General features: G+C 62.1%; 19 protein-coding genes and 1 pseudogene. 13 read left to right on the top strand and 7 right to left on the bottom strand.

Translation table 11 applies throughout. The features are described 5' to 3' along the window. Positions 1-116: 116 nt before the first annotated feature. The 5 genes from AC1RTP_RS28375 to AC1RTP_RS28355 form a co-directional block, all read right to left on the bottom strand. Positions 117-1,073, bottom strand: a complete 957-nt coding sequence (locus tag AC1RTP_RS28375) for a hypothetical protein (RefSeq protein WP_498611995.1) — start codon at positions 1,071-1,073, stop codon at positions 117-119. A 9-nt stretch (positions 1,074-1,082) separates the two neighbouring features. Continuing rightward, a complete protein-coding gene (locus AC1RTP_RS28370) occupies positions 1,083-3,371 on the bottom strand; it encodes an LTA synthase family protein (protein WP_498611994.1) in 2,289 nt (762 codons plus the stop codon). A gap of 18 nt (positions 3,372-3,389) precedes the next feature. Then, a complete protein-coding gene (locus AC1RTP_RS28365) occupies positions 3,390-4,418 on the bottom strand; it encodes a YaiO family outer membrane beta-barrel protein (RefSeq protein ID WP_498611993.1) in 1,029 nt (342 codons plus the stop codon). 137 nt (positions 4,419-4,555) lie between these two features. Beyond that, positions 4,556-6,583, bottom strand: a complete 2,028-nt coding sequence (locus tag AC1RTP_RS28360) for a sensor histidine kinase (protein ID WP_498611992.1) — start codon at positions 6,581-6,583, stop codon at positions 4,556-4,558. Then, entirely contained in the window at positions 6,580-7,263 is a 684-nt protein-coding gene (locus AC1RTP_RS28355) for a response regulator transcription factor (RefSeq protein ID WP_498611991.1), read from the bottom strand. The genes AC1RTP_RS28360 and AC1RTP_RS28355 overlap by 4 nt, the downstream gene beginning before the upstream one ends. Positions 7,264-7,422: 159 nt before the next feature. Here AC1RTP_RS28355 and AC1RTP_RS28350 point away from each other — a divergent pair, with 159 nt between their 5' ends. Both AC1RTP_RS28350 and AC1RTP_RS28345 read left to right on the top strand, forming a co-directional pair. Beyond that, positions 7,423-8,634: a prohibitin family protein gene (locus tag AC1RTP_RS28350; protein WP_498611990.1), complete on the top strand. Its 1,212-nt coding sequence runs from the start codon at positions 7,423-7,425 to the stop codon at positions 8,632-8,634. 2 nt (positions 8,635-8,636) lie between these two features. Next, complete coding sequence (locus AC1RTP_RS28345) at positions 8,637-10,058, top strand: hypothetical protein (RefSeq protein WP_498611989.1); 1,422 nt, start codon at positions 8,637-8,639, stop codon at positions 10,056-10,058. Here AC1RTP_RS28345 and AC1RTP_RS28340 read toward each other — a convergent pair whose 3' ends face one another. Continuing rightward, positions 10,059-11,576: a M20/M25/M40 family metallo-hydrolase gene (locus AC1RTP_RS28340; RefSeq protein WP_498611988.1), complete on the bottom strand. Its 1,518-nt coding sequence runs from the start codon at positions 11,574-11,576 to the stop codon at positions 10,059-10,061. A gap of 169 nt (positions 11,577-11,745) precedes the next feature. Here AC1RTP_RS28340 and AC1RTP_RS28335 point away from each other — a divergent pair. From AC1RTP_RS28335 to AC1RTP_RS28285, 11 genes and pseudogenes are all read left to right on the top strand, one after another. After that, positions 11,746-12,210: pseudogene (locus tag AC1RTP_RS28335) on the top strand (penicillin acylase family protein); the annotation flags it as partial. A gap of 101 nt (positions 12,211-12,311) precedes the next feature. After that, positions 12,312-13,154 carry a penicillin acylase family protein gene (locus AC1RTP_RS28330; protein WP_498611987.1) on the top strand — a complete coding sequence of 281 codons (843 nt, stop codon included), beginning with the start codon at positions 12,312-12,314 and terminating at the stop codon, positions 13,152-13,154. Continuing rightward, positions 13,055-13,747: a penicillin acylase family protein gene (locus tag AC1RTP_RS28325; RefSeq protein ID WP_498611997.1), complete on the top strand. Its 693-nt coding sequence runs from the start codon at positions 13,055-13,057 to the stop codon at positions 13,745-13,747. The genes AC1RTP_RS28330 and AC1RTP_RS28325 overlap by 100 nt, the downstream gene beginning before the upstream one ends. A gap of 162 nt (positions 13,748-13,909) precedes the next feature. Next, positions 13,910-14,185: an STAS domain-containing protein gene (locus AC1RTP_RS28320; protein WP_498611986.1), complete on the top strand. Its 276-nt coding sequence runs from the start codon at positions 13,910-13,912 to the stop codon at positions 14,183-14,185. 12 nt (positions 14,186-14,197) lie between these two features. Beyond that, a complete protein-coding gene (locus AC1RTP_RS28315) occupies positions 14,198-16,249 on the top strand; it encodes a chemotaxis protein CheA (RefSeq protein WP_498611985.1) in 2,052 nt (683 codons plus the stop codon). 10 nt (positions 16,250-16,259) lie between these two features. Continuing rightward, a complete protein-coding gene (locus AC1RTP_RS28310; protein ID WP_498611984.1) occupies positions 16,260-17,882 on the top strand; it encodes a methyl-accepting chemotaxis protein in 1,623 nt (540 codons plus the stop codon). Between the two features lie 8 nt (positions 17,883-17,890). Further along, positions 17,891-18,361: a chemotaxis protein CheW gene (locus tag AC1RTP_RS28305; RefSeq protein ID WP_498611983.1), complete on the top strand. Its 471-nt coding sequence runs from the start codon at positions 17,891-17,893 to the stop codon at positions 18,359-18,361. Further along, the gene (locus AC1RTP_RS28300; protein WP_498611996.1) at positions 18,361-19,173 is read left to right on the top strand and encodes a CheR family methyltransferase; all 813 of its coding nucleotides are present in this window, start codon (positions 18,361-18,363) and stop codon (positions 19,171-19,173) included. The genes AC1RTP_RS28305 and AC1RTP_RS28300 overlap by 1 nt, the downstream gene beginning before the upstream one ends. 1 nt (position 19,174) lies before the next feature. Further along, entirely contained in the window at positions 19,175-19,684 is a 510-nt protein-coding gene (locus tag AC1RTP_RS28295) for a chemotaxis protein CheD (protein ID WP_498611982.1), read from the top strand. Continuing rightward, positions 19,681-20,775, top strand: coding sequence for a protein-glutamate methylesterase/protein-glutamine glutaminase (locus tag AC1RTP_RS28290; RefSeq protein WP_498611981.1), 1,095 nt, complete (start codon positions 19,681-19,683; stop codon positions 20,773-20,775). Before AC1RTP_RS28295 ends, AC1RTP_RS28290 begins: the two co-directional genes overlap by 4 nt. Continuing rightward, positions 20,776-22,038 (top strand): EAL domain-containing response regulator, encoded by a 1,263-nt coding sequence (locus AC1RTP_RS28285; protein ID WP_498611980.1) that lies wholly within the window; start codon positions 20,776-20,778, stop codon positions 22,036-22,038. Here AC1RTP_RS28285 and AC1RTP_RS28280 read toward each other — a convergent pair. Continuing rightward, positions 22,001-23,209: a hybrid sensor histidine kinase/response regulator gene (locus AC1RTP_RS28280; protein ID WP_498611979.1), complete on the bottom strand. Its 1,209-nt coding sequence runs from the start codon at positions 23,207-23,209 to the stop codon at positions 22,001-22,003. The genes AC1RTP_RS28285 and AC1RTP_RS28280 overlap by 38 nt on opposite strands. Positions 23,210-23,446 lie beyond the last annotated feature (237 nt).

Here is a 23,446-nt window from a genome sequence, read left to right as displayed (position 1 = left end):
ACAGGACCGTGAAACGACTTTGCGCCGATGATAGTGCTGCAACCAGTGTGAAAGTAGGTTATCGTCAGGCTCTTATTAGAAAAGCCCCTTCAGCCTGAGCGCGCTCTAGATCGCGCTCAGTGCGGAAGGGGTTTTTTGCTTTGCCTGTCCAGCCACTGGCGATAGCCGCGGTAGTGATGTACGACAAAGCCTCCAAATGCTTTCTGGTTTTTGAAGTGCGCTTCTGTTGTACCTATTTCGCGTTCCATGTCTGCCTCGGTCAAATGATTGAAGGAGACTTTCTGGATTTCATTTGGCGTCGTCTCTACGCCAATCAGTACGCGCTTCCCAGCTTTTATTCCGTAGGCCATTTCATCACTGGCGTGGCTGATCATTCCATCTGGGCCATTGGCGTGATCGCGGTAGTCCATCAAGGCGACATAGTCATACAGGTCTTGCGTATGTTCGCTGACGCTGCGGCGTTTGCCGCGCCAACTTAATTCAATACCGTCCCACCAGAATGGAATTGCAGGTCCAATATCAATGGCCTGGCCGTAGCGCCGTTTTTCGGCCATGATGGCGGCGCTCATGTCCAGGAAATGACCAAGCAGTTCAAACTTCTTCGCTGGCCATTCGTCCAGGATGTGCGGTTCGATGTCGAGATTGATGCCATCAAAGCGTTCTTCGGGATGCGCCTTGGCGTTGTAGTCGAACACGCGGCGCGCCATTGCGATTGCGACCGCGCGAAACGCCGGCAGGATGTAGCGCTCCGTTTGCAGGTAGCCAGAGCCTAGAAGCGCATAAACTTGCAGGCCCGCGCCATGCAGTCGTTTGATGACAGCCTTATAGCGCTTGGGGTCATCGACAATATCATTGCGCTCCCTGAAGGAGTCGGCATACAGATAGACCGTCGTAATTCCGTGCGCTTTGAAAAACGTGATTGCCTCGTCCACAGCGGAGGCTCCGTCCAGCATGGCATAGCTTTCTTCCTCCCACGTCCATACGGCCCTTGGCGCCGTTGCTGCGAATGCGGGCGCGTTGAGCGCTGCTGCAACCAGCAGGGCGCCCAGTGAACGGGTGAAAACACGGGACATGGGCTTCACTTAGCGCGTAAATGGAATGTGATACTGCCCTTGTCCAAGAGGTTTTCCTGTATTCGGATGGGAGACGATGACGGATGCGAAATAGGCCCCCGCCGGCAGCTTGAGCTTGATGCGCAGTTCTACGTCCGCGCCGGTACCCGGCTCCAGCTTGGTCGCCTTGCCGTAAGACTCCCCAAGTTCACGGCCACTTGCATCGGTGATGACGAGGAGCGGAACGAATTCAGGCGAGACGGCATCTCCGCGATTTGCAAATTGCGCGGACAGGCGCAATTCGTCCTCGACTACGTCGGCCTTCGCTTTCGAGACCCACAGGTTGCCAAGGTCCGCTGCCAGCGTGGCCGTCTGGAGTTTTCGCTTGGTCTCGTCATAGCTGAGAGCCGGCTTGTCCAGCACCGAGGCGGGCGCCAGCTTCTTATTTCGTTCAAGCCCGGCGTTGAGCGCCTTGAATGCGTCAAATTGTGCGAGGGCTTTTTTCTTGGCCACCGGGTTGTCCGACGGGTCGATCTCCATGCCGTCGGCAATGCTGTAAAGGCGACCGTGGCTCAACATCACGTTGCCGGAGATGAAGTCATGCAGGTCGGTCTTGGTCTGCTTCAGCGGGAAGGCGTGGATATTGCGGAAGCCTGGCTCCATGTCCAGGCCCGAACCAAGCCAGGTGGCTTGTGCAGGCGTTTTCAATCCATACTGGTGGGACAGGAAAGCCAATATTGACGGCGTCACGTCAAACTGCGAGGACATGGACCGGATTTGCTGTGGCTCCTTCAGCATCGGCGAATAGATAATCAGCGGGACGTGATAGCGTTCCAGGTAGTGCGTCATCGGCAGCTCCGGCAAGCGGTGGTCTCCGGTGATTATGTAGATGGTGTTGTCGTGGCCAGGCTGCTTTCTGGCTTCGCTAAAGTAGTGACGCAGGGCGTCATCGGTGTACATGATGCTGGCGAAGATCCTGGCATCGTCCTGGTAAGGTGCGCGCTTGTCCGCTGCTATGCCCAGTTGGTCGAGTCGTTGCTTGACCCGCGCCTTATATTCATCCTGGCCGGGGAAGGTGAAGGGATCGTGCATGGTGACCGTCTGGATGACAGTCAGGCATGGTTTGCAGGTATCGCGGCTGGCGAATTTGAGCTCGTGGTCAATGAGCTCCCGGTCTGCATAACCCCATTCATTACCTCGTCTCACCGATGGATCGAATTGCCCCGATCCCGAGACAACATCGGTGCCCTGGCGAGCCAGGAACTGGCCCTGGTTGTCGAATTCGAGGTTGGTGCCCGTGAAATAGCGCGTGCGATAACCCTGGCTACGCAAAATGCTTACCAGCGACGCTTGCCCAGGCATGTTCTGGCCCATCGAGGAAAAGCCGTGTTCTCCAAATGGCAGCGAGCCGAGTAGAGAAGGCAGGACACCAAATGTCCTGCCCTGCGGGGCGACGAAATTTCCCCAATACAGGCTCTGGCCGGCCAGTTCATCCAGGAAGGGCGTAAAGCTGCCCTGGCGCGCGCCTGGGCCGGAGAACGAGCGGCCCAAGCCTTCAACAATAATCAGGACAATATTCGGCGGCGTTGGCTGGGGATTGAAATGGGGGCCGAGCGTATCCGGCGTGGTTTCGGCATGCACGAAAGGATAGGCTGCATCGTCGCTGCCGCCAGCTGGGCTGACCGGAGTCAAACGGACAAGGTATGCCAGGTTTGCGTTGGCAAAGAAGGCCGCCTTATTGACCGTGACGATGGCGAGGTCCTGGCGTACGTCATCGGACTCCATTTGATTCGGCAACAGGACAAAGGCCGGAATTGAAAGCGCCAGAACTGCAATTGCCTGAGGTGCTTTCCAGCCTGGGTTTTCGATTCGATCTTTACGCACGAGCACAAAGAACATCAGTGCGATGACGATCACCATGCTCGCCGCCATCAGGAGATCGGTGTTGGCATGGCTTGCCAGGATGAGCTGGATTTCCTTCCACGAATAGCCAAACAGGTCCGCACCAAGCAGCGCACCGGTAGAGCGTTGATAGGCAATCAGCGCGCCTTGAATGACGAGGAGCAGCGACCATGTGACCCCGATCCAAGCCAGGCGCGCCACGCGCTTCTGCATGGCCAGGCCTGGCAGGGACAGCAAGAACACGAAAGGCAGGTAGCGGACCAGCGCGAGCAAATCGTTGCCGATTGCGGGGAACAGCAGGACACTGAGCTGGCTGGCGTGTGTGCCCAGCTCCACCACGCGGAGGATCGCCATGCCCATCACCAGGGCAGGCAGGCAGGTAAAGAAGCGGATAAGCGTCGTCGTGAAGGCCTTCATCGGTGATCGTCCGTTCCCTTACCAGCGACGCGAGACGCCTACGCTCAAGCTGCGTTCATTCGGCGCATTCGTGGATCGCGACAGGCTGGCGCCAGCCTTGACACTCCAGTTCCGGTCCAGGAAACGAACAATGCTCGCTCCGTAGGAATTGGAGGTCTGGCGCCCGCTCGACAGCTCAAGCTGGTCACCGCTACGGCCGTTGCTGTAAGTGAGTTCCATGTAATTGTCGGCATCGCCCTGGTCGTAATAGCGCACCATCAGGCGGTCATTGCTGGAGTGCGAGCCCGTCGATACGATATTCTGGTGGCGCCAGCGCAGGTAGAAATTACCGGTGTATTTACCCACGCCGAGGGAATACAGTTTGACGTGATCGTCAAAACCAAGATCGTCGATGCCGCCAGACAGTTCCCAGCCGCCATCGATACTCTGAAAGACTTCCGCGCGCCAGGAGTTCGCGGGGAACAGGCGGCTGTTCGGGCCACGCTGGTAGCGAATATTGGCGTAAGCGCTGGACCACAATGGCGTGTAGCCATCCAGCGCGTAGGCTTTGTCGGCCAGGCCGAAACGGTGGGCATTGAGTACTTCGAGGCCGAGGGAGCCTCGCGTGAAGTAGTGGCGGATGCTTGCGGTGTAGTCGCGCCAGTTTTGATCGCCCACTTTTGTTTGCGAGGCGGACAGGCCGGCGGACCAGCTATATCCGTCGGCGGTTGCCAACTCCGGCGATGGCGCGCGCCATCTCTGGACATTGGCCAGCGCAACCGTCACATCGGTGTAATTGGGCGATGCCTCATGGGCGATGCGCAAGTCGGCTTCCGCGTCGGCCCATTTCTTCATGCGCATATTGGCCGTCGCGCGACCTAGCAGCAGGTCGGAATTCTTGGGCGACGCTTCGAGCATTTTTGTGAATGCCTGGACTGCTTCCGGGTAGCGCTCGGCCTCGATCAGGGCACGGGCGGCATTGTATTGCTCATCGTAGCCGGGCGTCTGGGCAACGGCGGTGCAGGCAATGGACGTAAGGATGGTGAACGCGGCGAGTTTGAAGCGCATAGTGGATTCAGTATTGGTCAACGTCGCCGGAGGGCGGCGTAGGGTGTTAGTGCAGGCAATTGCTTGCCTTGAGTGAGGTTTGATATTACCGCAATTCGCTCCGGGCGAGCGTTGCTTTTAGCCCGGAAACGACGCGGTCAGCTCCCTGCCAAGTGCAGCGTCAAGGTGAATTCGACGCCGCCCGCCACATTGCGTGCCGTGACGGTGCCACCCATCTTGGCCATATAAGTTTTCACCACAAACAATCCCTGGCCGCGGCTTGCCCCTTCCTCCTGGCCGGATACCCCGTATTCAAACACTTTGTCGATCAGTTCCGGAGCAATGGTTTCGCCCTCATTACGGATGGACAGGCTGGCTGTACGCTCGTCCGACGCGAGCGTCATCGTGATCGGCGTGCCTGTTTGGCGGTGACGGCTGGCATTGTTCAGGATGTGGGTCACAACATCTTCCAGCGCATAGGGATCGGCTTTAACCGTGGCGCGCACCCCGCATTCATAGCGAACGTCTTCGATGCCGACGCAAGGGGCGTTGGCGGCTACGTCGCGCAGGAAGGCATCCAGGTCCAGGGATTCCAGCTGCAGCGTGGTCGATTGGAAGGCTTCACTAGGCGAAGCTTGACCATAAAGGACGCGCACTGCCTGCTGCATGCGGTGGATATAGCGTCCGCTGGGATCATGCTCGCCGCCATGCAGCGCCATCAGCGACTGTAGCGGCGACATGATCTCGTGTCCGACGGCATGCCACATATCGCGTTCCTGCTCGGCGCGGATTGCTTCCTTCTCCACGTCTTCGCGCACGCGGCGCAGCAGGTCGTGCAGGCAGTTGGCCAGCACGCCAAGTTCGTCGCGGCCGCGCAAATCCGACAGGTCGAACTCATCCAGCGCGCCGGCTGTCTTGACCGAGCGCGCCACCTTATCGGCGCGCCGGGTCAGGATGCTGATCGGACGGATGATGCCAGCCTCCACCACCAGCCACGCCAACAGCAAGGCCGCCAGGATGGCGCCGACAAACCAGGAAACGCGCGTGGCGACCACGCTCAGGGCGTCGCTGACGCTGCGCGCGTCGCCGTTCAGTTCAATCTCGAAATTGCCAAGCGGCGTGGGTACGCTGCTACGGGTCTGCAGCGCCTTGATGGTGGTATCGACCGGCAAGTGGCGTACAAGGGTAAGCAAGGCGTGCCAGCTTTGGTCGCTGCCGCTGCTGGCTCCTGAAAGCGAGAGTACTTCCTTGCCGCGCGCATCGCGCACGCGCAGGGTCTCGCCTGGCAGCAGCAGTGTTTGCAGGTCGCGCAGGGAGAACAGCGGCGTGGCCTGGTCGCGCGTCGTGTCCAGCAGGGCGGGGCCATCACCAGGCGGCAGCAGCGCGACGCTGACATTGATGTTCGCCAGGTCTTCCGGCGGCCAGGCGGGCCGGCTCTTGGCGAACAGGGCATCCTGCAGTACGCCGACAGGCAAGCGCACTGAGAAGAATGCACTGTGCGAGCAATCGGGCGCACCTTCCGGTGTACATACCGGACTTTGCCAGATCCAGCCGCGGAAATCCTTTACCGGCCGGGCGCGCGGCTGGCCGGCTTCGGCTGCGGTGTAGCCGGTCAGGCGCCCACGAATGCCGCCGCTGGCAGGATCGCCAGTCTGTTCGAATGGTGCGATCCAGTGGTAGTCCTGCCCGCGCAGGCTGACCTTCATGTCGACGCGGTGGGCTTGGTCGACCGCGATTTCGCGCATGGGATGCGCTGCCAGCGGGGCGGAATTGAACGTCCCTGCGACGTAGATAAAGCCGCCGGCCCAGGGGTTGTTGCCGATGCCGACGCACAGGGTGCCCTTGTCGCCGTACTGCGCCGCGCAGCCTGCCATGGCGATCGCTTGCTGCACCTTGGCCTGGTCGTCGAAGTCCAGCGCAGCGTAAGGCAGCAGCACGGGATGCAGGCCGGGATTCCGGCCGGCTCCGGGATTCAGCAGGGCGAGCTGGCCGGTCGGATGGCGCAGCGTCGCAGCGATCTGCTCGCGCGTTTTGTAGAAGGAATTCTCATAGGCCTGGTAGCTGAGCTGCTTTTCCTGCTGGAGCACGGATACCGCGAGGCCCAGCGTGCCGATGGCCAGCAGCGGGAAGGCCATGCGCAGGACGATGCGCAGGCGGTAGGGCGTCAGCAGGGAAAAAGGATTCATGCCCCGTCGGTCCAGCGGAAGCCGCGCATCGGGATATTCTCGATGCATTCGAAGCCGGGATCGATTTCGCGGAAGGCATCTCGGATGGTGCTCACATGCTTGCGGATGTTGTCGCGGTTACGGCCGCTCTTCACCACTTCGAACAGGTCTTCGTAGGACACAACCTGGCCGCGGCGTTCGAACAGGGCGGCCAGGATGCGCTGCGCCGTCAGGGGAAGGTTGATGCGCTGGCCGCGCCAGGTTGGCGTGCGCTGGCGCAGCGGGTCCATGGCCAGTTCGCTGGACGGGGCGGCGGGTTTGCTGTCCTTGGCCGCGCGCAGGATTTCCAGGAAGGTGTCGATGAAATCCGCTTCTTCGAAGGTGGTCTTTTGCAGGTAGTCCCAGGCGTCCAGCGCTTTCATAATGGAGCGGTAGATCGCTGCCGGCATGGCCGACACTACCAGGACCGGCGTCGCATGGCGCTTGTTGATGGCGTTGATGATGGCGACGCCTGCGTGGCGCTCGCGGCCAAGTTCAATGTCCAGCACCACCAGGTCGTAGTGCTCGCGGGCGATGGCCGCCTCGGCGTCGTCACGGTTGAACCACTGGTCGACCTGGATGCCAGGGCGGGCCGCGGCGACCCAGCCGGCGAGCTGGTTGCTGGTAGGGAGGTCGTCTTCGATGATAGCTACGCGTGTCATGACGAAAGTATTACCCAAAAGCCCGGCCGCCGGCGTGAATTTTTCTTCACAGCCCGGAAGGGAGTGGGCGGGCGGCAGCATTGAACGTTCGCGCCCGGCGGAAGGAAGATTGCTGTACCGGCGCTGTGCCGGGCCAACCACCCCAGAAAGGCAATTATCATGAACAACCGGATCAGTACGATGCTGCAGGCGATTCGCTCGACGCTTGGCCGTGCTGCCAGCAGCATTCATTTCCCATCCAACGTCCGCAAGGGCGTTGTGCTGCTCGGCCTGACCGGCGCAGTCGGTTACGGCTTGTACCAGTTTCCTCCAATGCGCACGGTTGGCCGCGGCGAAGTGGCGGTGCGTACCAATCACCTGACCGGCGGCACTTCGATTTTGCCAGAAGGCTTGGTGTTGTCCCTGCCGGGCATCCATGAAATGCGCATGCTGTCGCTGCGCGACCAGACCTACCGCCCTGCGGCTGCGGGTGAAACGCCTTTCCAATCCGGTGAAGGCTTGTCGCTGGGCCTGGACATGTCGATCCGCTATGGCCTCGACCAGGCGCGCTTGCCGGTTCTGGCGCCCAAGCTGCCGCCTGATATTTCCCGCGATGTGGTGGCGCCCGATGTGGAAGGCGTGATCTACAAGGTACTGACCCGCTACACGGTTCGTGAAATCTTCTCGTCCAAGCGCGCCGAAATCCAGCAAGCCATCGAGGCTGAACTGAAGCCCAAGTTGGCTGCCGACGGTATCGTGCTGCGCAGCGTTACCATCGGTAAGGTGGTGCTGCCGGAAGACTTCAAGGCAGGCATGGAGAAGCTGCTGGCGGAAGAGCTGGAATCCGAAAAAATGCGCTACACGCTGGAGCTGAAAGAGAAGCAGGTGCGTCAGACTGCGCTGGAAGCCGAGGCGCAAAAAGTGGCGCGCGAAAAAGCCGCCGAAGCCGCCGCTTCGGAACAGGTGATCGCCGCCAAGGCGCAGGAAGAGGCCATGCGCCACGTGCTGCCGTTCAAGGAAAAGCAGGTCAAGCAGCGCGAGCTGGAGGCGGAAGCTGAAAAGACCGCTCGCATCAAGACTTCGGAAGGCAATGCCCAGGCTCGTGTCATTGAAGCAGCCGGCGAGGCGGATTCGCGCCGCAAACTGGCCGATGCCGAAGCCTATCGCCAGGAGCTGGTGGGCAAGATCGCCAGCGCCCAGATGGAGCGAGACGGCGAGTTGTTGAGCAAGCACCCGCTGTTGATCCAGAAAACCATGGCCGACAAGCTGTCGGACAAGGTATCGGTGATCATTGCTCCGCCACCGGCGGATGGCGGTTTCATTGGCTCGACCCTGGTCGGTGCGCCGAAGACTGTACATGCCGAGCGCATTGCCGCCAACGCTGGGGAATAACGATGGCCATCTCGATGTTAGTCGCCGCCGTGTCCCTGGCTATCGTCACCCAGGATCAGCTGCCGCTGCGAGCGGCGCCGCGTGAATCGGCCCAGGCACAGGCCGTACTCTGGCAGGGTGACGCGCTGGAGGTGCGCGGTGCCCGCGGTGACTTTCTGCAGGTGTACGACCATCGCCGCGAACGCGCAGGCTATGTGCGCGCCGCGCGGGTGCGGCAAGTGGATTTGCAGCCCGCCGCTGCGCCCGAACTGCTCGCCGTGATGCGCTTCCTGCGCGATACGCCGGGCGCCGAAGCCTTGGGTATCAGCTATGGCGCAGCCTACCTGAAGGCTGCTGCCCCGCAAGCGATCAACGCCGAACCGTTCGATGCCATCGGCAGCATGGCCGAGCGGCTGGCCGCGCGGGCCTCGTCGAAACTGCCGCCGCAGGCTGAAACGGCGCTGGCCGCCCATTTGGAAGTGGTGGCCAGCTATGGCGTGGCGATGCGCAGCTATGAACAGGATGGCAAGGTGCGGGTGTGCTATGACGGCGACGCCTTCCGCCGCGAGCTGACAGCAGCGCCGAATGCCGAGCAGCGCGCCCGCGCTGCCCTGGCCCTGAGCAACGCGGCCTGCATCGATCCCACGCTGGGAGTAGCGCAACGTATAGAGCACGACCGCTGGCGCGCCGAGCTTCTCGATACGGTGGATATGGCCCGCCTGCCGGAACATATGAAGAACCGTATCCACATGCGGCGCGCGGCGGTATGGTCCAGCGTGGCCTTCCAGCACGCACGCAAGGGTGAGGATGCGGCGCTGGCGGCTGGTCGCGCCGAACAGGCGCTGGCGGCGGTCAACAAGACGGAACTGGCAGATGAAGACAATACCGCCTATGCGGAAGCCGGTGTGCGTGTTGGCGCGGTTCGCTGGGCGCTGGAAGCTGCTCCGGCTGCTCCGGCGCAGGGCAAGGCGGCGCCGCTGCTGGCTGTGGCGACGGCAGCGGGGCGGCCGGGCGAAACCTGCATCACTTTGCAGGGGGGCGGCAAGGCGCTGTTGAACCGATGCACCTGGGGTGTGGCGTGGCTGGCGTCGGCGCGCGTCAATGCCCAAGGCACTGCGCTGGCGCTGGCGGTGCAGCCAACGGATGGCTGGCGTGAAATGTGGGTTTTCCGCCGCGCAGGCGAGGCTTGGACGGTGGACGTCCTGCCGCCGGGTTCCAGCGATCCTGATATCGGCTATGTGGAATTTGCGGGCTGGGTACCAGGCACGGCCAAGATGCTGGCGGCGCGCGAGGTACGTGCCGAGGGTAAGTTCTGCCGCAGCTTCGAGCTGGTGGATATTGCCTCGCTGGCGACCGAACGCAGTGCCGACAGGCCGGAATCGCTGTCCACCTTCTACAAGTGGCAGGACCCGGCCTGGAAGCGCGGAACGGTCAGCTTGCGCTGATTATTGCGGGTGGTAAGTCACCTTCAGGCTGTATGTCGACGCCGTGTAACCGTTCAGCATGACGTAGACATCGCCGTTGGCTGTGACGCTGAAGCTGCAGGCTTCCGTGGCAGTGGATCCATCCGACTTGCAGGTGTAGCTGCTGGTGGTCGGCACGGAGCCTTTGCGCGCGTACAGGTCAACGTCGCCGGTGCCGGTGGTCTCTGCCTTGAGGGTGCCCACTCCGGCCTTGAACGGACCGAAGGTCTTTTTCTGGTTCAGCGTCAGGCTGCCGCTGAAATTCTCCACCTTGTCCGGCACGGTGACGGCCGGGCCGTCGGAGCCCAGTTCCACCGCATATGCCGCCGCCAGCTGCGCGAACTTCAGGGCGAAGTTGGCCGTGCTGTCGGAATTGGCCAGGGTGTCGTTGGCGCTATGGATATACGGGTTGTCTTCGCCCATCTTCGACTCGAATGGAATCGAGGCCGGATAACCCTGGTTCTGCCACGAGGCGTGGTCGGAACAGGCGTAACCGCAAGAGCTGTAGCCCACCGTGGCAGTCGGCATATAGGTCGACAGCAGGGAGGACAGGAAGGTGTTCTGCTGGCTGTCGGTATAGTCGGTGTAGATCCAGATGTCCTGGGCCGAGCCATGGTAGTTGGTCATATCCAGCTGCAGGACACCGACCACGTTCACATTGCCGGCCTTGAAGCTGGCGGCAATGTCCTTGGAGCCGAGAAGGCCCGCTTCCTCCGCGGCATAGCCGATGACCTTCAGCGTGCGGCGTGGCTTGTAGCCGGCAGCGATCATGGCGCGCACCGCTTCGGTCAGGCTGGCGACGCCGGAGGCATCGTCGTCCGCGCCTGGCGAACGCGAAGTCTCGCCGTTGCCGCTCATATTGATCGAATCCAGGTGGCCGCCCATTACCACCACTTCGGATGCGTTGTCGGTGCCGTTGATGGTCATGATCACGGACTTCTGGTTATAGCCCGAGTGCGTGAACTGGGTCACGCTGATATCGTTGCGGCCGGCCGCCATGGACGTCCACTTCTGCGCCAGCCAGTTGGAGGCGTTGGCGCCATTGGTGGTGCGGTAGTAGCGGTTGGCGAAGTTCGACATGTCCGTGATGGTCTGCGCGATATTGGATGCCTGCAGCGTCGGCAGGATACCGTTCACGGTCGTCTGGTTGTCGATTGCGTAGCTCGGACGGCTTGCCGCAAGCGCCTGCACGGTGCCTGCCTTGGCCAGCGCCTTGCGGCCTTCCTCTTCGCTGGCGTGAACCATGAAACCGCCGCAACGCTTCAATTCCTTATGGATGGCGGCCGACAGCTTCAGCATGGTCTCATCGTCGACCTGCACCAGGTGGACTTTCTCCTTGCCTTGTCCTGGCTTGCTCTGCTTTGCGATGGCTTGCGGCGCCGTGGCTTGCAACTTGGCGTATGCGGCGTCGCCGATGGTGATCCAGGCGCCGGGTGCTGCATGTGCTGCGCTGGCTGCAAAGAGTCCTGCGGCCAGTACTACCGGGGTGAATCTCTTCATGTCTGCTCCTTTGCGCAAAAAAAAATGCACCCGGGGCGGGTGCATTTGTCAAAAATCTTAGCAGATTGTTTGCCGCGCACGATTAAGTCCAGATTTGATTTGCCTTAAATGTCGCAAGAATGCCGCGCACATCATGGAAACGTGCACTTTTCTTACGGGGAGGTAGACCATGAAAGCGCGACTGCTGGCCGCAAGTGCGGCCATAATCCTGACTGCCTGCAGTGGAAAGGGCAGTGACGGCGGTTCAATTGCGCCGCAATTTTCAGCCGAAGTCACCCGCACCAGCTATGGCGTAGCCCATATCCAGGCCCGCGATTTTTCTGGCGTCGGTTACGGCCTGGCCTACTCATTCGCCGAAGACAATGTCTGCATGCTGGCCGATAGCTTCCTCACGGTGCGCGGCGAGCGCTCCCGCTACTTCGGACCGGATGCCCGCGCCACCAAGCCCCTGAACGGCGAGTATGGGGCGGCGCTCGACTTCATGGACCTGCGCAATGAGGATAGCGACTTCTTTTTTAGAGGCTACCTGGACATCGACAAGCTGCGTGCCGGCTATGCGGCCGGTTCTGTCGAAGTCCAGCAGCTGCTGCGTGGGTATGCCGCCGGCTATAACCGTTACCTGCACGAGCACAAAGTGGGCTTGCCCGAAGCCTGCCGGGACGCAGCCTGGGTCAAGCCGGGCCGATCTCCGCGCCGCCATCGGCTGCGCCTTACGCCATCCGCACTCAGGGCGCCATGGCCAGCAACGCACTTGCGATCGGCAAGGAAGCCAGTAGTAATGGCCGCGGCATCCTGCTTGGGAATCCGCACTATCCGTGGACCAGCACCGACCGTTTCTACCAGCTGCACATCACGGTCCCCGGAAGTTATGACATGATGGGCGTGAGCCTGGGCGGCTTGCCCTTGGGGGTCATTGGCTTCAACAAGGACCTCGCCTGGACGCATACCGTGACTAAGGCGACGCACTTCACCACCTTCCGCCTGCCGCGCGACCTCTCGGACCCAATGCGCTATCTGGTCGACGGCGTGCCGCACCAGTTGGAAACGCGCACGGCGGCCATCGAAGTACTGCAGCCGGATGGCAGCCTGCGGCAAAAGCGCAAGGCCTTCTATTTCAGCGTCCTGGGTGCCGTGATGGCGATTCCCGGCAGTCCCCAGGGGCAAGCCGGCTTGCTCGTGTTGGGCGATCCGAACCGCAAGAATACCCGCCTGATGGAGCAGTGGCTGGCGATAGGGCGTTCGGCCAGCGTGCAGGAACTGAAAACGCAGCTGGGCCGTGTCGTCGGCCTACCTTGGGTGAACACCGTTGCGGCAGACCGGCATGGAGGCGCCTTGTACGCCGATGCGAGCGTGGTGCCGCATGAGGGCGCGGACCAAATCGGGCGGCGACTGCATGCTGCTGGGGCCATTGCTGATGTTCGACGGTGCGCGCTCGTCCTGCGCCTGGGGGGCGCGACGGCGATGGCGCTCCGGATGGCATTTTCGGCGGCGGCAACGCTCCCTCCATGCTGCGTGACGATTATGTGGCTAACTCCAATGATGGCTACTGGGCGACCAACGCGCGCCAGTTGCTGGTAGGGCCGTCGCCTGGGCTCTCGCCCTTGTATGGCCCGACACGCGTGGCGCAGCACCTGCGTACGCGCAGCGGCTTTATCGGCATAGAGGAAATGCTGGCCCGCAGCGCGCATGTAGGCCCGCAAGAGCTTCAGGACCTGCTCTTCGCCAACCGCATCCTGGCGGCGGACCTGGTCTTGCCCGAACTGCTGCCAGCCTGCATGGCCACCCCGGACGCTTTGCTGCTTAAGGCTTGCACCGTCCTGGCCAACTGGGACCGGAAGGCCGACCTGGAAAGCTGTGGCGCGGTGCTGTTTCGCGAATTCTGGAACAGCGCTGCAGTCTTGCCGGATAAGTGGTCGCAGGCCTTCGATCCGGCGGACCCGCTGCATTCGCCTCGTGGCGTGGCGCCGGCCGCAATCCCCGGCATGCTGTCGGCCCTGAAAGATGCGGCGCTGCACCTGCAGCAGCTTGGCGTGCCTTTCGATGGGCGGCTGGCCGACTACCAGGTGGAGCCGCGCAATGGCCAGCGCTACCCGATCCACGGGGCGATAGGCGATATCGATGGCAGTTATAACTCCATCCACATGGCCGGAAAATTGGGTTCCTCAGGCTAGAAAGGTGTTGCCGCGGAAAAACGCCTGCCGCTGCTGCCTTTCAGCGCGGCAGCCATTGCCGCCGACCCGGTGCGGAAAGTACGAAGATTGCGCGAATAGTGATGTGAGGCAACTCCGAACGGCAGGCTTGCCAGCCATCTGGCATGGGCATACGATGGTTGCATGAGTCCATCGCATCCCCAGCCACAGGCGCTGCTCTTCATCGAAGGCGATCTCACGATCCGGCGCGTGCAGGAAATGAAAGACGTGATCCTGGCACGCCTGGACCAGTCGCAGGCGCTGGAATTGGACTTGGCTGGTGTGACCGAGATTGATACCGCCGGCGCCCAGCTGCTATTAATGGCGCGCCACGCGGCGCAGTCCAGCGGCAAGGAATTGCGGCTGGCTGCCCACAGCCCGGCGGTCAGCTCGCTTTTCGGCCTGCTGCGCATCGCTTAGGAAGGCACCCCCATGAACCTGGACGAAGGCTTGCAAGCGTTTGTCACCGAGGCGGGGGAATTGCTGGCGGAGATGGAAGCCGGCTTGTTGAATCTGGGCGATCCCGGGGCGCGCGAAGAATCGATCAACGCCATCTTTCGCGCCGCCCACACCATCAAGGGCACGGCCGGCCTGTTCGCCCTGGATTTCATTGTGCTGTTTACGCACGCTGCAGAAAGCGTGCTGGAAGAAGTGCGCAACGGCGCCCTGCCTCTGGACGACGAATTGGTGGCGCTGCTGCTCAAATGCGCCGACCAGATCGGCGCCATGGTGCGCGACGTGGAACGCGGTGGAAAAGGCGACTTGGGAAAGCAATGCAGTGCGCAGCTGGAAGCGCTGCACGCCTACCTGGCGCCGTCGCCCGCCCCTGTGGACTCGAGTTCCTTGCCGGCTTTAGGCGCCGTCCGCGATGACGCCGCAAGCGGCAACTGGCTGGTTTCACTGGAGTTTGGCCGTGACGTTTTCCGGCATGGCATGGATCCAGCATCCTTTCTTGCCTACCTTGGAAGGCTGGGCCGCATCATCGCTCTCGTCACGGTAGACGAAGGCTTGCCGCCGCCGGGCGAGATGGACCCTGAAAGCTGCTACCTGGGATTTGAGCTCGTGCTGGAAACTGCTGCCGATGCGGAAGAAATCAGCAAAGTCTTCGAGTTCCTGCATGGCGAATGTACGCTGCGGCTGCTGCCGCCGGGAAGCGGCAACGAGGACTACCAGCGCCTGGCCAATGCGCTGCCCCTGCACGGCGCGGCAATTGCTGAAGTCCTGAAGGCCAGCGGCTTGGGGCAAGTGGCGCCGCCAGCGTTGCCTTCGCCGTCGGCGCCGCTGCGCACCGAGACAACCGCGGGTGGCGCGAATCCCCGGCAAGCGGATAGCCGCACCATCCGCGTCGACGCCGAACGCCTCGGCCAGTTAATCACCCTGGTGGGCGAATTGATCATCGCCAGCGCCCGTACGCAAATGATCGGCAACCGCTTCAAGGACAGCGACCTGCATGACAGCACGTCCGCCCTGGCCGACCTGGTCGAACAAGTGCGCGACAGCGCGCTGCAGCTGCGCATGGTGAAGATTGGCGCTACATTCAACCGCTTCCAGCGCGTGGTGCACGACGTGGCGCGCGAGATCGGCAAGGATATCCGGCTGGTCCTTGGCGGCGAAGATGTGGAGCTGGACAAGACCTTGGTCGAACGCATAGGCGACCCGCTGACCCATCTGGTGCGCAACGCCGTCGATCACGGCATCGAACCTGCCGAGGTGCGACGCCAGCGCGATAAGCCGCTGTACGGAACGGTGACGCTGAACGCCTTCCATGATTCCGGCAGTGTGGTGATCGAAGTCCGCGACGACGGCGGCGGCCTGCAGCGTGAACGCATCATTGCCTGCGCCATTGAGCGCGGCCTGCTCGATCCGGAACATAAGCCCAGCGACAGTGATGTTTTCGCCCTGATATTCGAGCCGGGCTTCTCCACCGCAGGCCAGGTGACGAATCTGTCCGGCCGCGGCGTCGGCATGGACGTAGTCAAGCGCAATATCGAGGCGCTGCGCGGAAGCATCACCATCGACAGCGAAGCGGGGCACGGCACCACGGTGCGCATACGCCTGCCGCTGACGCTGGCCATCATGGATTGCATGCTGGTCACGGTTGGCGCCTCCCGCTTTGCGATCCCCCTCGGCACCATCGAAGAATGCGTGGAATATGAGCGCGAGGGCCGACGGGACTTCGTCGATCTGCGCGGTGAAGTGCTGCCCACGGTCTCGTTGCGCGAATTGTTCCGCCTGCGCAGCGCGGCTCCACGCCGGGAGAGTGTGCTAGTGGTGCGCCACGCCGGCCAACACGCCGGCCTGGTGGTGGATAGCCTGCAGGGCCAGTGCCAGGCGGTGATCAAGCCGCTCAGCCCAGTATTCAGTGGCATATCGTGTTTGAGCGGTTCGACCGTCCTTGGCAGCGGCGACGTGGCCCTGATCCTCGATATACCGGCTCTGCTCAAGCAACTGCAGGCACGGCCGGCAGGAAACCTGGCAGCATAGGAGCGATACGATGCAGCGAAAACTCACGGTGGCGATGCGCCTTGGCTTGCTGGTCGGGGTACTGGTATCGATGATGGCGGGCATAGGCTTTGCCGGCATGCGCGGTATGGAGTTCAGCAACGAACGCTTGAAAACCACGTACGAAGACCGCACAGTGGCGCTGATCTACCTGGGCAAGACTAACGAATACATGCTGCGCAGCCGACACCGCATGGTCATGGCCGCCGCCGCGACCAGCGTGCCGGAGGTGGAAGCTGCGCAGCAAGGCGATGCCGCCCACCAGGAGCAGATACGCAAGAACTGGAGCGCGTATATGGCGACCCGGCTCACTCCGGAAGAGCAGCAATTGGCTGCGCAATATACGGCGGCCTGGAATGGCTGGCGCGACACGCATAGCGCGATCCTGCAAAAGGCGCGGGCAGGAAAACATAAGGAGGCGCTGGAAGACGCGCGGGCGGCGGATGTGCAATTCCGTACCGTTCTGGCAGCGATGGGCAGGCTGGTTGAGCTGCAGGAACGCGTGGCGCGCGAGGAATACGAGTCCGCCATGGCGCAAACCGCAGACACCATGCGCACCAATGCCATGCTGCTGGGCGGCGGTCTGCTGGCCGGCATCCTGATTTCGGTGTGGATGATCAGGAACCTGCTGCGGCAACTGGGGGGCGAACCGGATTACGCCGCCCACATCGTGCAGGAGGTCGCGCAGGGCAACCTGGCGGTGCAGATCGACCTGAAAAAGGGCGACGAGGGCAGCTTGCTGGCATCGATGAAGCAGATGGTGGAAAAGCTATCCGGCGTGGCCTCCGAAGTAAGCAATGGCGCGCTGGCGCTGGCGGCGGCATCGGAAGAAGTCAGCGCCACCGCGCAGTCACTGTCCCAGGCCGCCAGCGAACAAGCTGCCAGCGTTGAGGAAACGAGTGCTTCGGTCGAGGAAATGAGCGCCTCAATTGGCCAGAACACCGACAACGCGCGCGTCACCGATACCACGGCCTCCAAGGCGGCCGGCGAGGCGGGAGAGAGCGGTGATGCGGTTCGCAGCACGGTGGCAGCCATGCGCGACATCGCAAAACGCGTCATGATCATCGACGATATCGCATACCAGACCAACTTGCTGGCTCTGAATGCGGCCATTGAGGCGGCGCGCGCCGGCGAGCATGGCAAGGGCTTCGCCGTGGTGGCGGCCGAAGTGCGCAAACTGGCCGAACGCAGCCAGGTGGCCGCGCAGGAAATCGGCGACCTGGCCGGCGGCAGCGTGCAACTTGCCGAACGGGCCGGCGGCATGCTCGACGCAATGGTTCCAGCCATCCAGCAGACCTCGCGCCTGGTGCAGGAAATCTCCGCAGCGTCGGCGGAGCAGGCCTCGGGCGTCAGCCAGATCAACTTGGCGATGGGCCAGTTAAGCCAGACTACCCAGCAAAATGCGGCCGGCGCCGAGGAGCTGGCGTCGACTGCCGAGGAAATGAGCAGCCAGGCGGAGGAGTTGCAGCATCTGGTAGGCTTCTTCCGTGTGGCGCAGGAGGCGGCGCCGGGCAAGCGAAGTGTCGAACCGCTACGTTCACCTGGCCAGCGTTCATCGTCGCGGCGCCTGTCGCGCGTGCCGCCGGTGGATGAAAGCAACTTCACCCGATTCTGAGGATGGGCATGGATGCCGAGCACCAGTACCTGAGTTTCCGCCTGGGCGAAGAGACCTTTGGACTGGGCATACTTGCCGTGCGCGAGATCATCGAGTACGGTGGCGTGACCGATGTGCCCATGATGCCGTCTTGCGTACGCGGGGTGATCAACTTGCGCGGCGCCGTGGTGCCGGTGCTGGACCTGGCCAGCCGGTTTGGGCGCACCCCCAGCGTGATCGGCCGGCGCAGCTGCATCGTGATCGTGGAAAGCGGAGCGCCGCCAGAGCAGCAAGTACTGGGACTGCTGGTCGACGCCGTCAACGCGGTGCTGGATATCGACGCTGGGCAGATCGAGCCGCCGCCAAGTTTTGGGGCAGGGCTGCGCAATGACTTCATTTCGGGCATCGGAAAAGTCAATGGCAAGTTCGTCATCCTGGTCAACCTGGACGCGGTGCTGAATGTGCCGGAAATCGCCTCAATGGCAGGAGAAATCAATTGATGCAGCAGGTGCCGCCCCTGACAGACCGCGAATTCGTGCAATTCCAGCGCTTCATCCACGAAGTTGCGGGGATCTCGCTGTCCGACGCCAAGAAGCCTCTGGTCTCGGGGCGCCTGGCCAGGCGCCTGCACCACCTGCAATTCGATAGCTACAGTTCCTATTTCCAGCTGATCGCCAGCGGCCAGGCGCCGGAAGAGACCCAGATCGCCATCGACTTGCTAACTACGAACGAAACATACTTTTTCCGCGAGTCGCGCCATTTCGAGCACCTGCGCTCATTGCTCAAGGAGCGTAAGCAGGGCGCAGCGCCGTTCAGGGTCTGGAGCGCCGCCTGTTCCACGGGCGAAGAGCCTTATTCGATCGCCATGGTGCTGGCCGACTTGCTGCCGCCGCAAAGTTGGGAGGTTTTTGCCTCCGATATCAGTTCGCGCGTACTGGACACGGCGCGCAGCGGGCACTACCCCATGGTGCGTGCCGCCCATGTGCCGCCGGATTACCTGCGCCGCTTCTGCCTGAAAGGCGTCGACGTGGAAGAGGGCACGCTGCTGGTGTCACGCGTGCTGCGCGAATGCGTGGACTTTGCCCTGATCAACCTGAACGCGCCATGGCTGCCGGTGCTGGGAAAATTCGACATCATCTTCCTGCGCAATGTTCTGATCTACTTTGACGGCGAAACCAAGCGGCGCGTGCTGCAGCGGGTGCTGGAATGCCTGCGGCCCGGCGGCTACCTGTATATCGGGCACTCCGAAAGCCTGCACGATATGGGTTTGCCCTTGCGCGTCGTCGCCCCCGCCATCTACCGCAAGGAATGATATGGATACCGGCGCCGGCTTCGAAGTCTATTTGCTGCCGGGAGAGTATTTTGTTGGCGACGCGCGTTACCGCATCCGCACGGTGCTGGGTTCCTGTGTTTCGATCACGCTGTGGCACCCGCGGCTGCGGATCGGAGCCATGTCGCATTTTTTGCTGTCCGAGCGTGAGCCAGGGGCGGACGCCGATCCTGGCGAGGGGCTAAGCGGACGCTATGGCAGGGATTCGATGGCTTTGATGGTGGCCCAGTTGCAGGAAAAGGGCGTGCGGGTGCGCGAGTGCGAGGCCAAGATATTCGGAGGCGGCACCATGTTCCCATCGATTGAAGCAAGGCATCAGCCGGGCATTGGCCATCGCAACGGCGTGGCTGCGGAGAAGCTGCTGGCCGAATATGGTATTCCCGTGGTGTCCGAAAGCCTGTTCGGCACCGGTCACCGGCATATCCTGTTTGATGTGGCGACGGGCGACGTCTGGGTGCGGCAGGGCGAAGCTGGGGATAAGGGAGACGCATGAAGCAGATCAAGGTCATGGTGGTGGACGATTCGGCAGTCGTGCGGCAGGTCCTGAGCGGCTTGCTGGGGCGCGAGCCGGATATGCAAGTCACTTATGCTGTGGCCGACCCGATCCTGGCCAGTGAACGTATGCGCCTGCAATGGCCGGACGTCGTGGTGCTCGACGTCGAGATGCCGCGCATGGACGGCATCACTTTCCTGCGCAAGATCATGGCCGAACGGCCAACCCCGGTGGTGATTTGTTCCTCCCTGACCGAAAAATCAACCCGCACCTCGATGGAAGCCCTGGCTGCGGGCGCCGTGGCGGTGGTGAGCAAACCCAAGCTGGATTTGCGCCAGTCCCTGCACGATGGCTGCGATGAACTGGTGGCGGCGGTGCGCAGCGCAGCCCAGGCCCGCGTGCTGCCGGTACCTGGGGGGCGCACGGCGGCGGTGCCCGTGGCGCCGTCGGTCAAGCTCACGGCCGACGCCATCCTGCCACCCGTGGGGGAGGGGGCGGCGCCGATGCGCGGCAATGGGCGCGTGGTGGCGCTGGGCACCTCGACCGGCGGCACCCAAGCGCTGGAGCGCGTGCTGACCGAGCTGCCTCCCCTTACGCCGGGCATCGTTATCGTGCAGCACATGCCGGAACAATTCACCGCTGCTTTTGCCGATCGGCTGAACGGACTTTGCCAGATCACGGTCAGGGAAGCACGCAACAACGACCCGGTGCTGCCGGGTCAAGCCCTGATTGCGCCGGGCGGCCGCCATATGCTGTTGCGGCGCGGCCCGTCCCAATACTTTGTCGAAGTGGTCGATGGCCCCCTGGTCAACCGCCACCGGCCATCGGTCGATGTGCTGTTCCGCTCCGTCGCCAAGTGCGCGGGCGCCAGTGCGCTCGGAATTATCATGACCGGCATGGGTGATGATGGCGCGATCGGCCTTCTGGAAATGCGCCAGGCTGGCGCCCGCACCTTGGCCCAGGACGAGCAGAGTTGCGTGGTGTATGGCATGCCAAGGGAGGCGGTCAAACGCGGGGCTGCCGAGCGCAGCGTCGCACTTGATGCAATCAGCCGCGAAATACTGCAATATGGCAGTGTGAACGGAGGGTGAATGAGGGACTTCAGCGCAAACATCGCCTTGATCGTGGAAGACAGTGCCGTGCAGCGCGAGCACGTCGCCGGCTTATTGCGCCAGATTGGCTTTGGCACCGTATTGATAGCCAACGACGGCATCAATGCCCTGCGCACCCTGGAGCAGCGTGGCGCGCCGGTCGACCTCGTGCTGACCGACCTTGATATGCCGGGCATGGACGGCGTAGAGCTTATCCAGCAATTGGCCAAAGGGCGCTGGGCCGCCAACCTGATAGCCGCTTCCGCCAACCAGCCGCGCCTTCAGGAAGCAGCGCGCAGCCTGCCGCCGGGTGGCGTCATGCGCTTGCTGGCCACCATTGCCAAGCCGGTGCGCTTGGAGTCGCTGCAGGAATTGCTGCAAAAAGCGCCAATGCTGGCGCTGGCTGAACTGGAGCGCGACGAGGTTGTGGAAGGCGCCAGCATCACAGAAATTGAAGCTGGCCTGGCAGCTGGCGAATTCATTCCCGTGTACGCACCGCGCGTAGCGCTCGATAGCGGGCGTCTTGTCGGCATTGCGGTGCGGGGCGTCTGGCGGCACCCGGGGCGCGAGGATATGGATGTCGCCGGAATCGTCGCTGCGCTGAATGGCGATAACGAGACCATCGGCTCCATCGTGCTGGCGCTGGCCAGCCAGGCCGCGGCTGATTTGCACAGCTGGCTGGAAATGGGACTGTCGGCCAAGCTGTCGATCCCCTTGCCGGGTGAGTTGCTGCGGGACCTGGGAGAATTGGCTCGCTTGGTCGCCGGCATCCAGGCGCAGGACGTCAAACCTGGCAGCGTATGCTTTGAAATCAGCGAGGCTGTGGTTGCAGCCTGCGAACCTGAGCCGCTGCACAATATTGAACGCCTAAGCTTGCGCGGCTTCGGCTTGGGCGCCGTGCATTGCGGACGCTATGAAGCTCAGACCCGCGACTTTGCCTGCTTCCCGCTGTCGGAAATCACGATCGACCCTTTGTTTGTGCACGAAGCGGCGCAGCGCAGCCATCGGCGACCGCTTCTGGGAGGACTGCTCGCGATGGCGGGCAAACTGGGCGTACCCGCTTGCGCCGACGGTATTGAGAATGTCGATGATTGGGCGTTGATGCGCGAAATGGGGTGCGCGGCGGGGCAGGGCCCTCTGGTCGCCACCTCGATGGAGACGGATGAATTTATCGAGTGGTACAAAGACAGCCGCCAGCGCTTGCGCGACTGTGCGGCGCACCGGCTCAACGACGTGGAGCCTCAAGCGGTAGGGACAAAGTAAAGCAGGTCCCTTTTCCTTCCTCACTGCGAACCGTGATGCGCCCGCCCAGGATATCGGACACGATGCTGTGCACGATGTGCAGGCCCAGGCCTGAACCGCCCACGCCCATCTTGGTCGTAAAGAAGGGATCGAAGATGCGCTCCTGATTGGCGATACTGATGCCATTGCCGTTATCGCGCACATGCAGGGCGATCCAGTCTGACTTCTCATATTCCGCCACCAGTTCCACCTTGCCTTCACTGCGGCCGTCGAAGGCGTGCATGAGGGCGTTATTCACCAGGTTGGCGATCACCTGGCCGAGGGGGCCGGGGTAGCTATCCATCATCAGTTCATCGGGAACCGACTGCTCCACATCGAAAGGCGTGCGACGGATCGAGGGTAAAAGTGTCAGCACATTGCCTGACACGACTTCGGACAGCAGGAAGGTGCGGCGCTGGGTGCTGGTCTGGTCGACAGCCACTTGTTTGAAGTTGGTAACCAGGTCGGCAGCCCGCTGCAGGTTGCGCATCAGGATCTCGGTCGTGGTGCAGGCATTGTCAAGATAGCCCACCAGCTCCGAGCGGCGCATATTCTCTCCCTTGCTGAAATGCTCGCGGATATCGCCGGTCTGCGCTTCAAAGGTACTGGCCACCATCAGGCTGTTGCCGATCGGTGTATTCAATTCATGGGCAATGCCGGCCACCAGCGAGCCAAGCGCCGCCAGTTTCTCATGGTGGACCAGTTCTTCCTGGGCCTGGGCCAGCGACTGGTAGGCCTGTTTCAGCTCACTATTCGCACGGCGCAGGGCGATATGGGTATTGATGCGCGCCAGGACTTCCTCCACCTGGAATGGTTTGGTGATGTAATCGACGCCGCCCACTGCGAAGCCGCTGACAATCTGCTTGGCGTCACTCAGGCCGGTCATGAAGATCACCGGCACGTCGCGCGTATCGGCATCCGCCTTAAGTCGGCGGCATGCTTCGAAGCCGTCCAGGCCGGGCATCACAATATCCAGCAGGATCAGGTCGGGCTCCGCCAGCGCAGCGCGCATCATGCCTTCGCGCGCATCGTGGGCCAGAACGACCAGGAACCCGTGATGGCTAAGATGGTCGAGCAGGGCAAGCAGCAAGGTCGGCGAGTCATCGACGACGAGGACGGTTGGCGGACGTGGACGAGCTTGTTCAGTTGGCATCCCAAACCTTTTTCACGTGTGGCCCTTGTCAGGGTGAATTCGGCTTGCTATAGTTCTGTCCCTCGCAACGCAGCGCTGACAAATCAGCGAAGCGAAACGAGAAAAAGATGGGGTTGACGAGTTGCACGCTGTACCGCATAATCTCGCTTCTCTGCTGCTGACGAACACAACGCTTCGTTAAACAAAGCAGCGATCTTTAAAAATCAACAGTCGATAAGTGTGGGCGTTTGACGATAT

The sequence above is a fragment of the Pseudoduganella sp. GW821-FHT11H04 genome, assembly GCF_058807935.1.
Note: the sequence above shows the minus strand (reverse complement) of the source record. Positions and strands in the feature narration are given on the sequence as shown.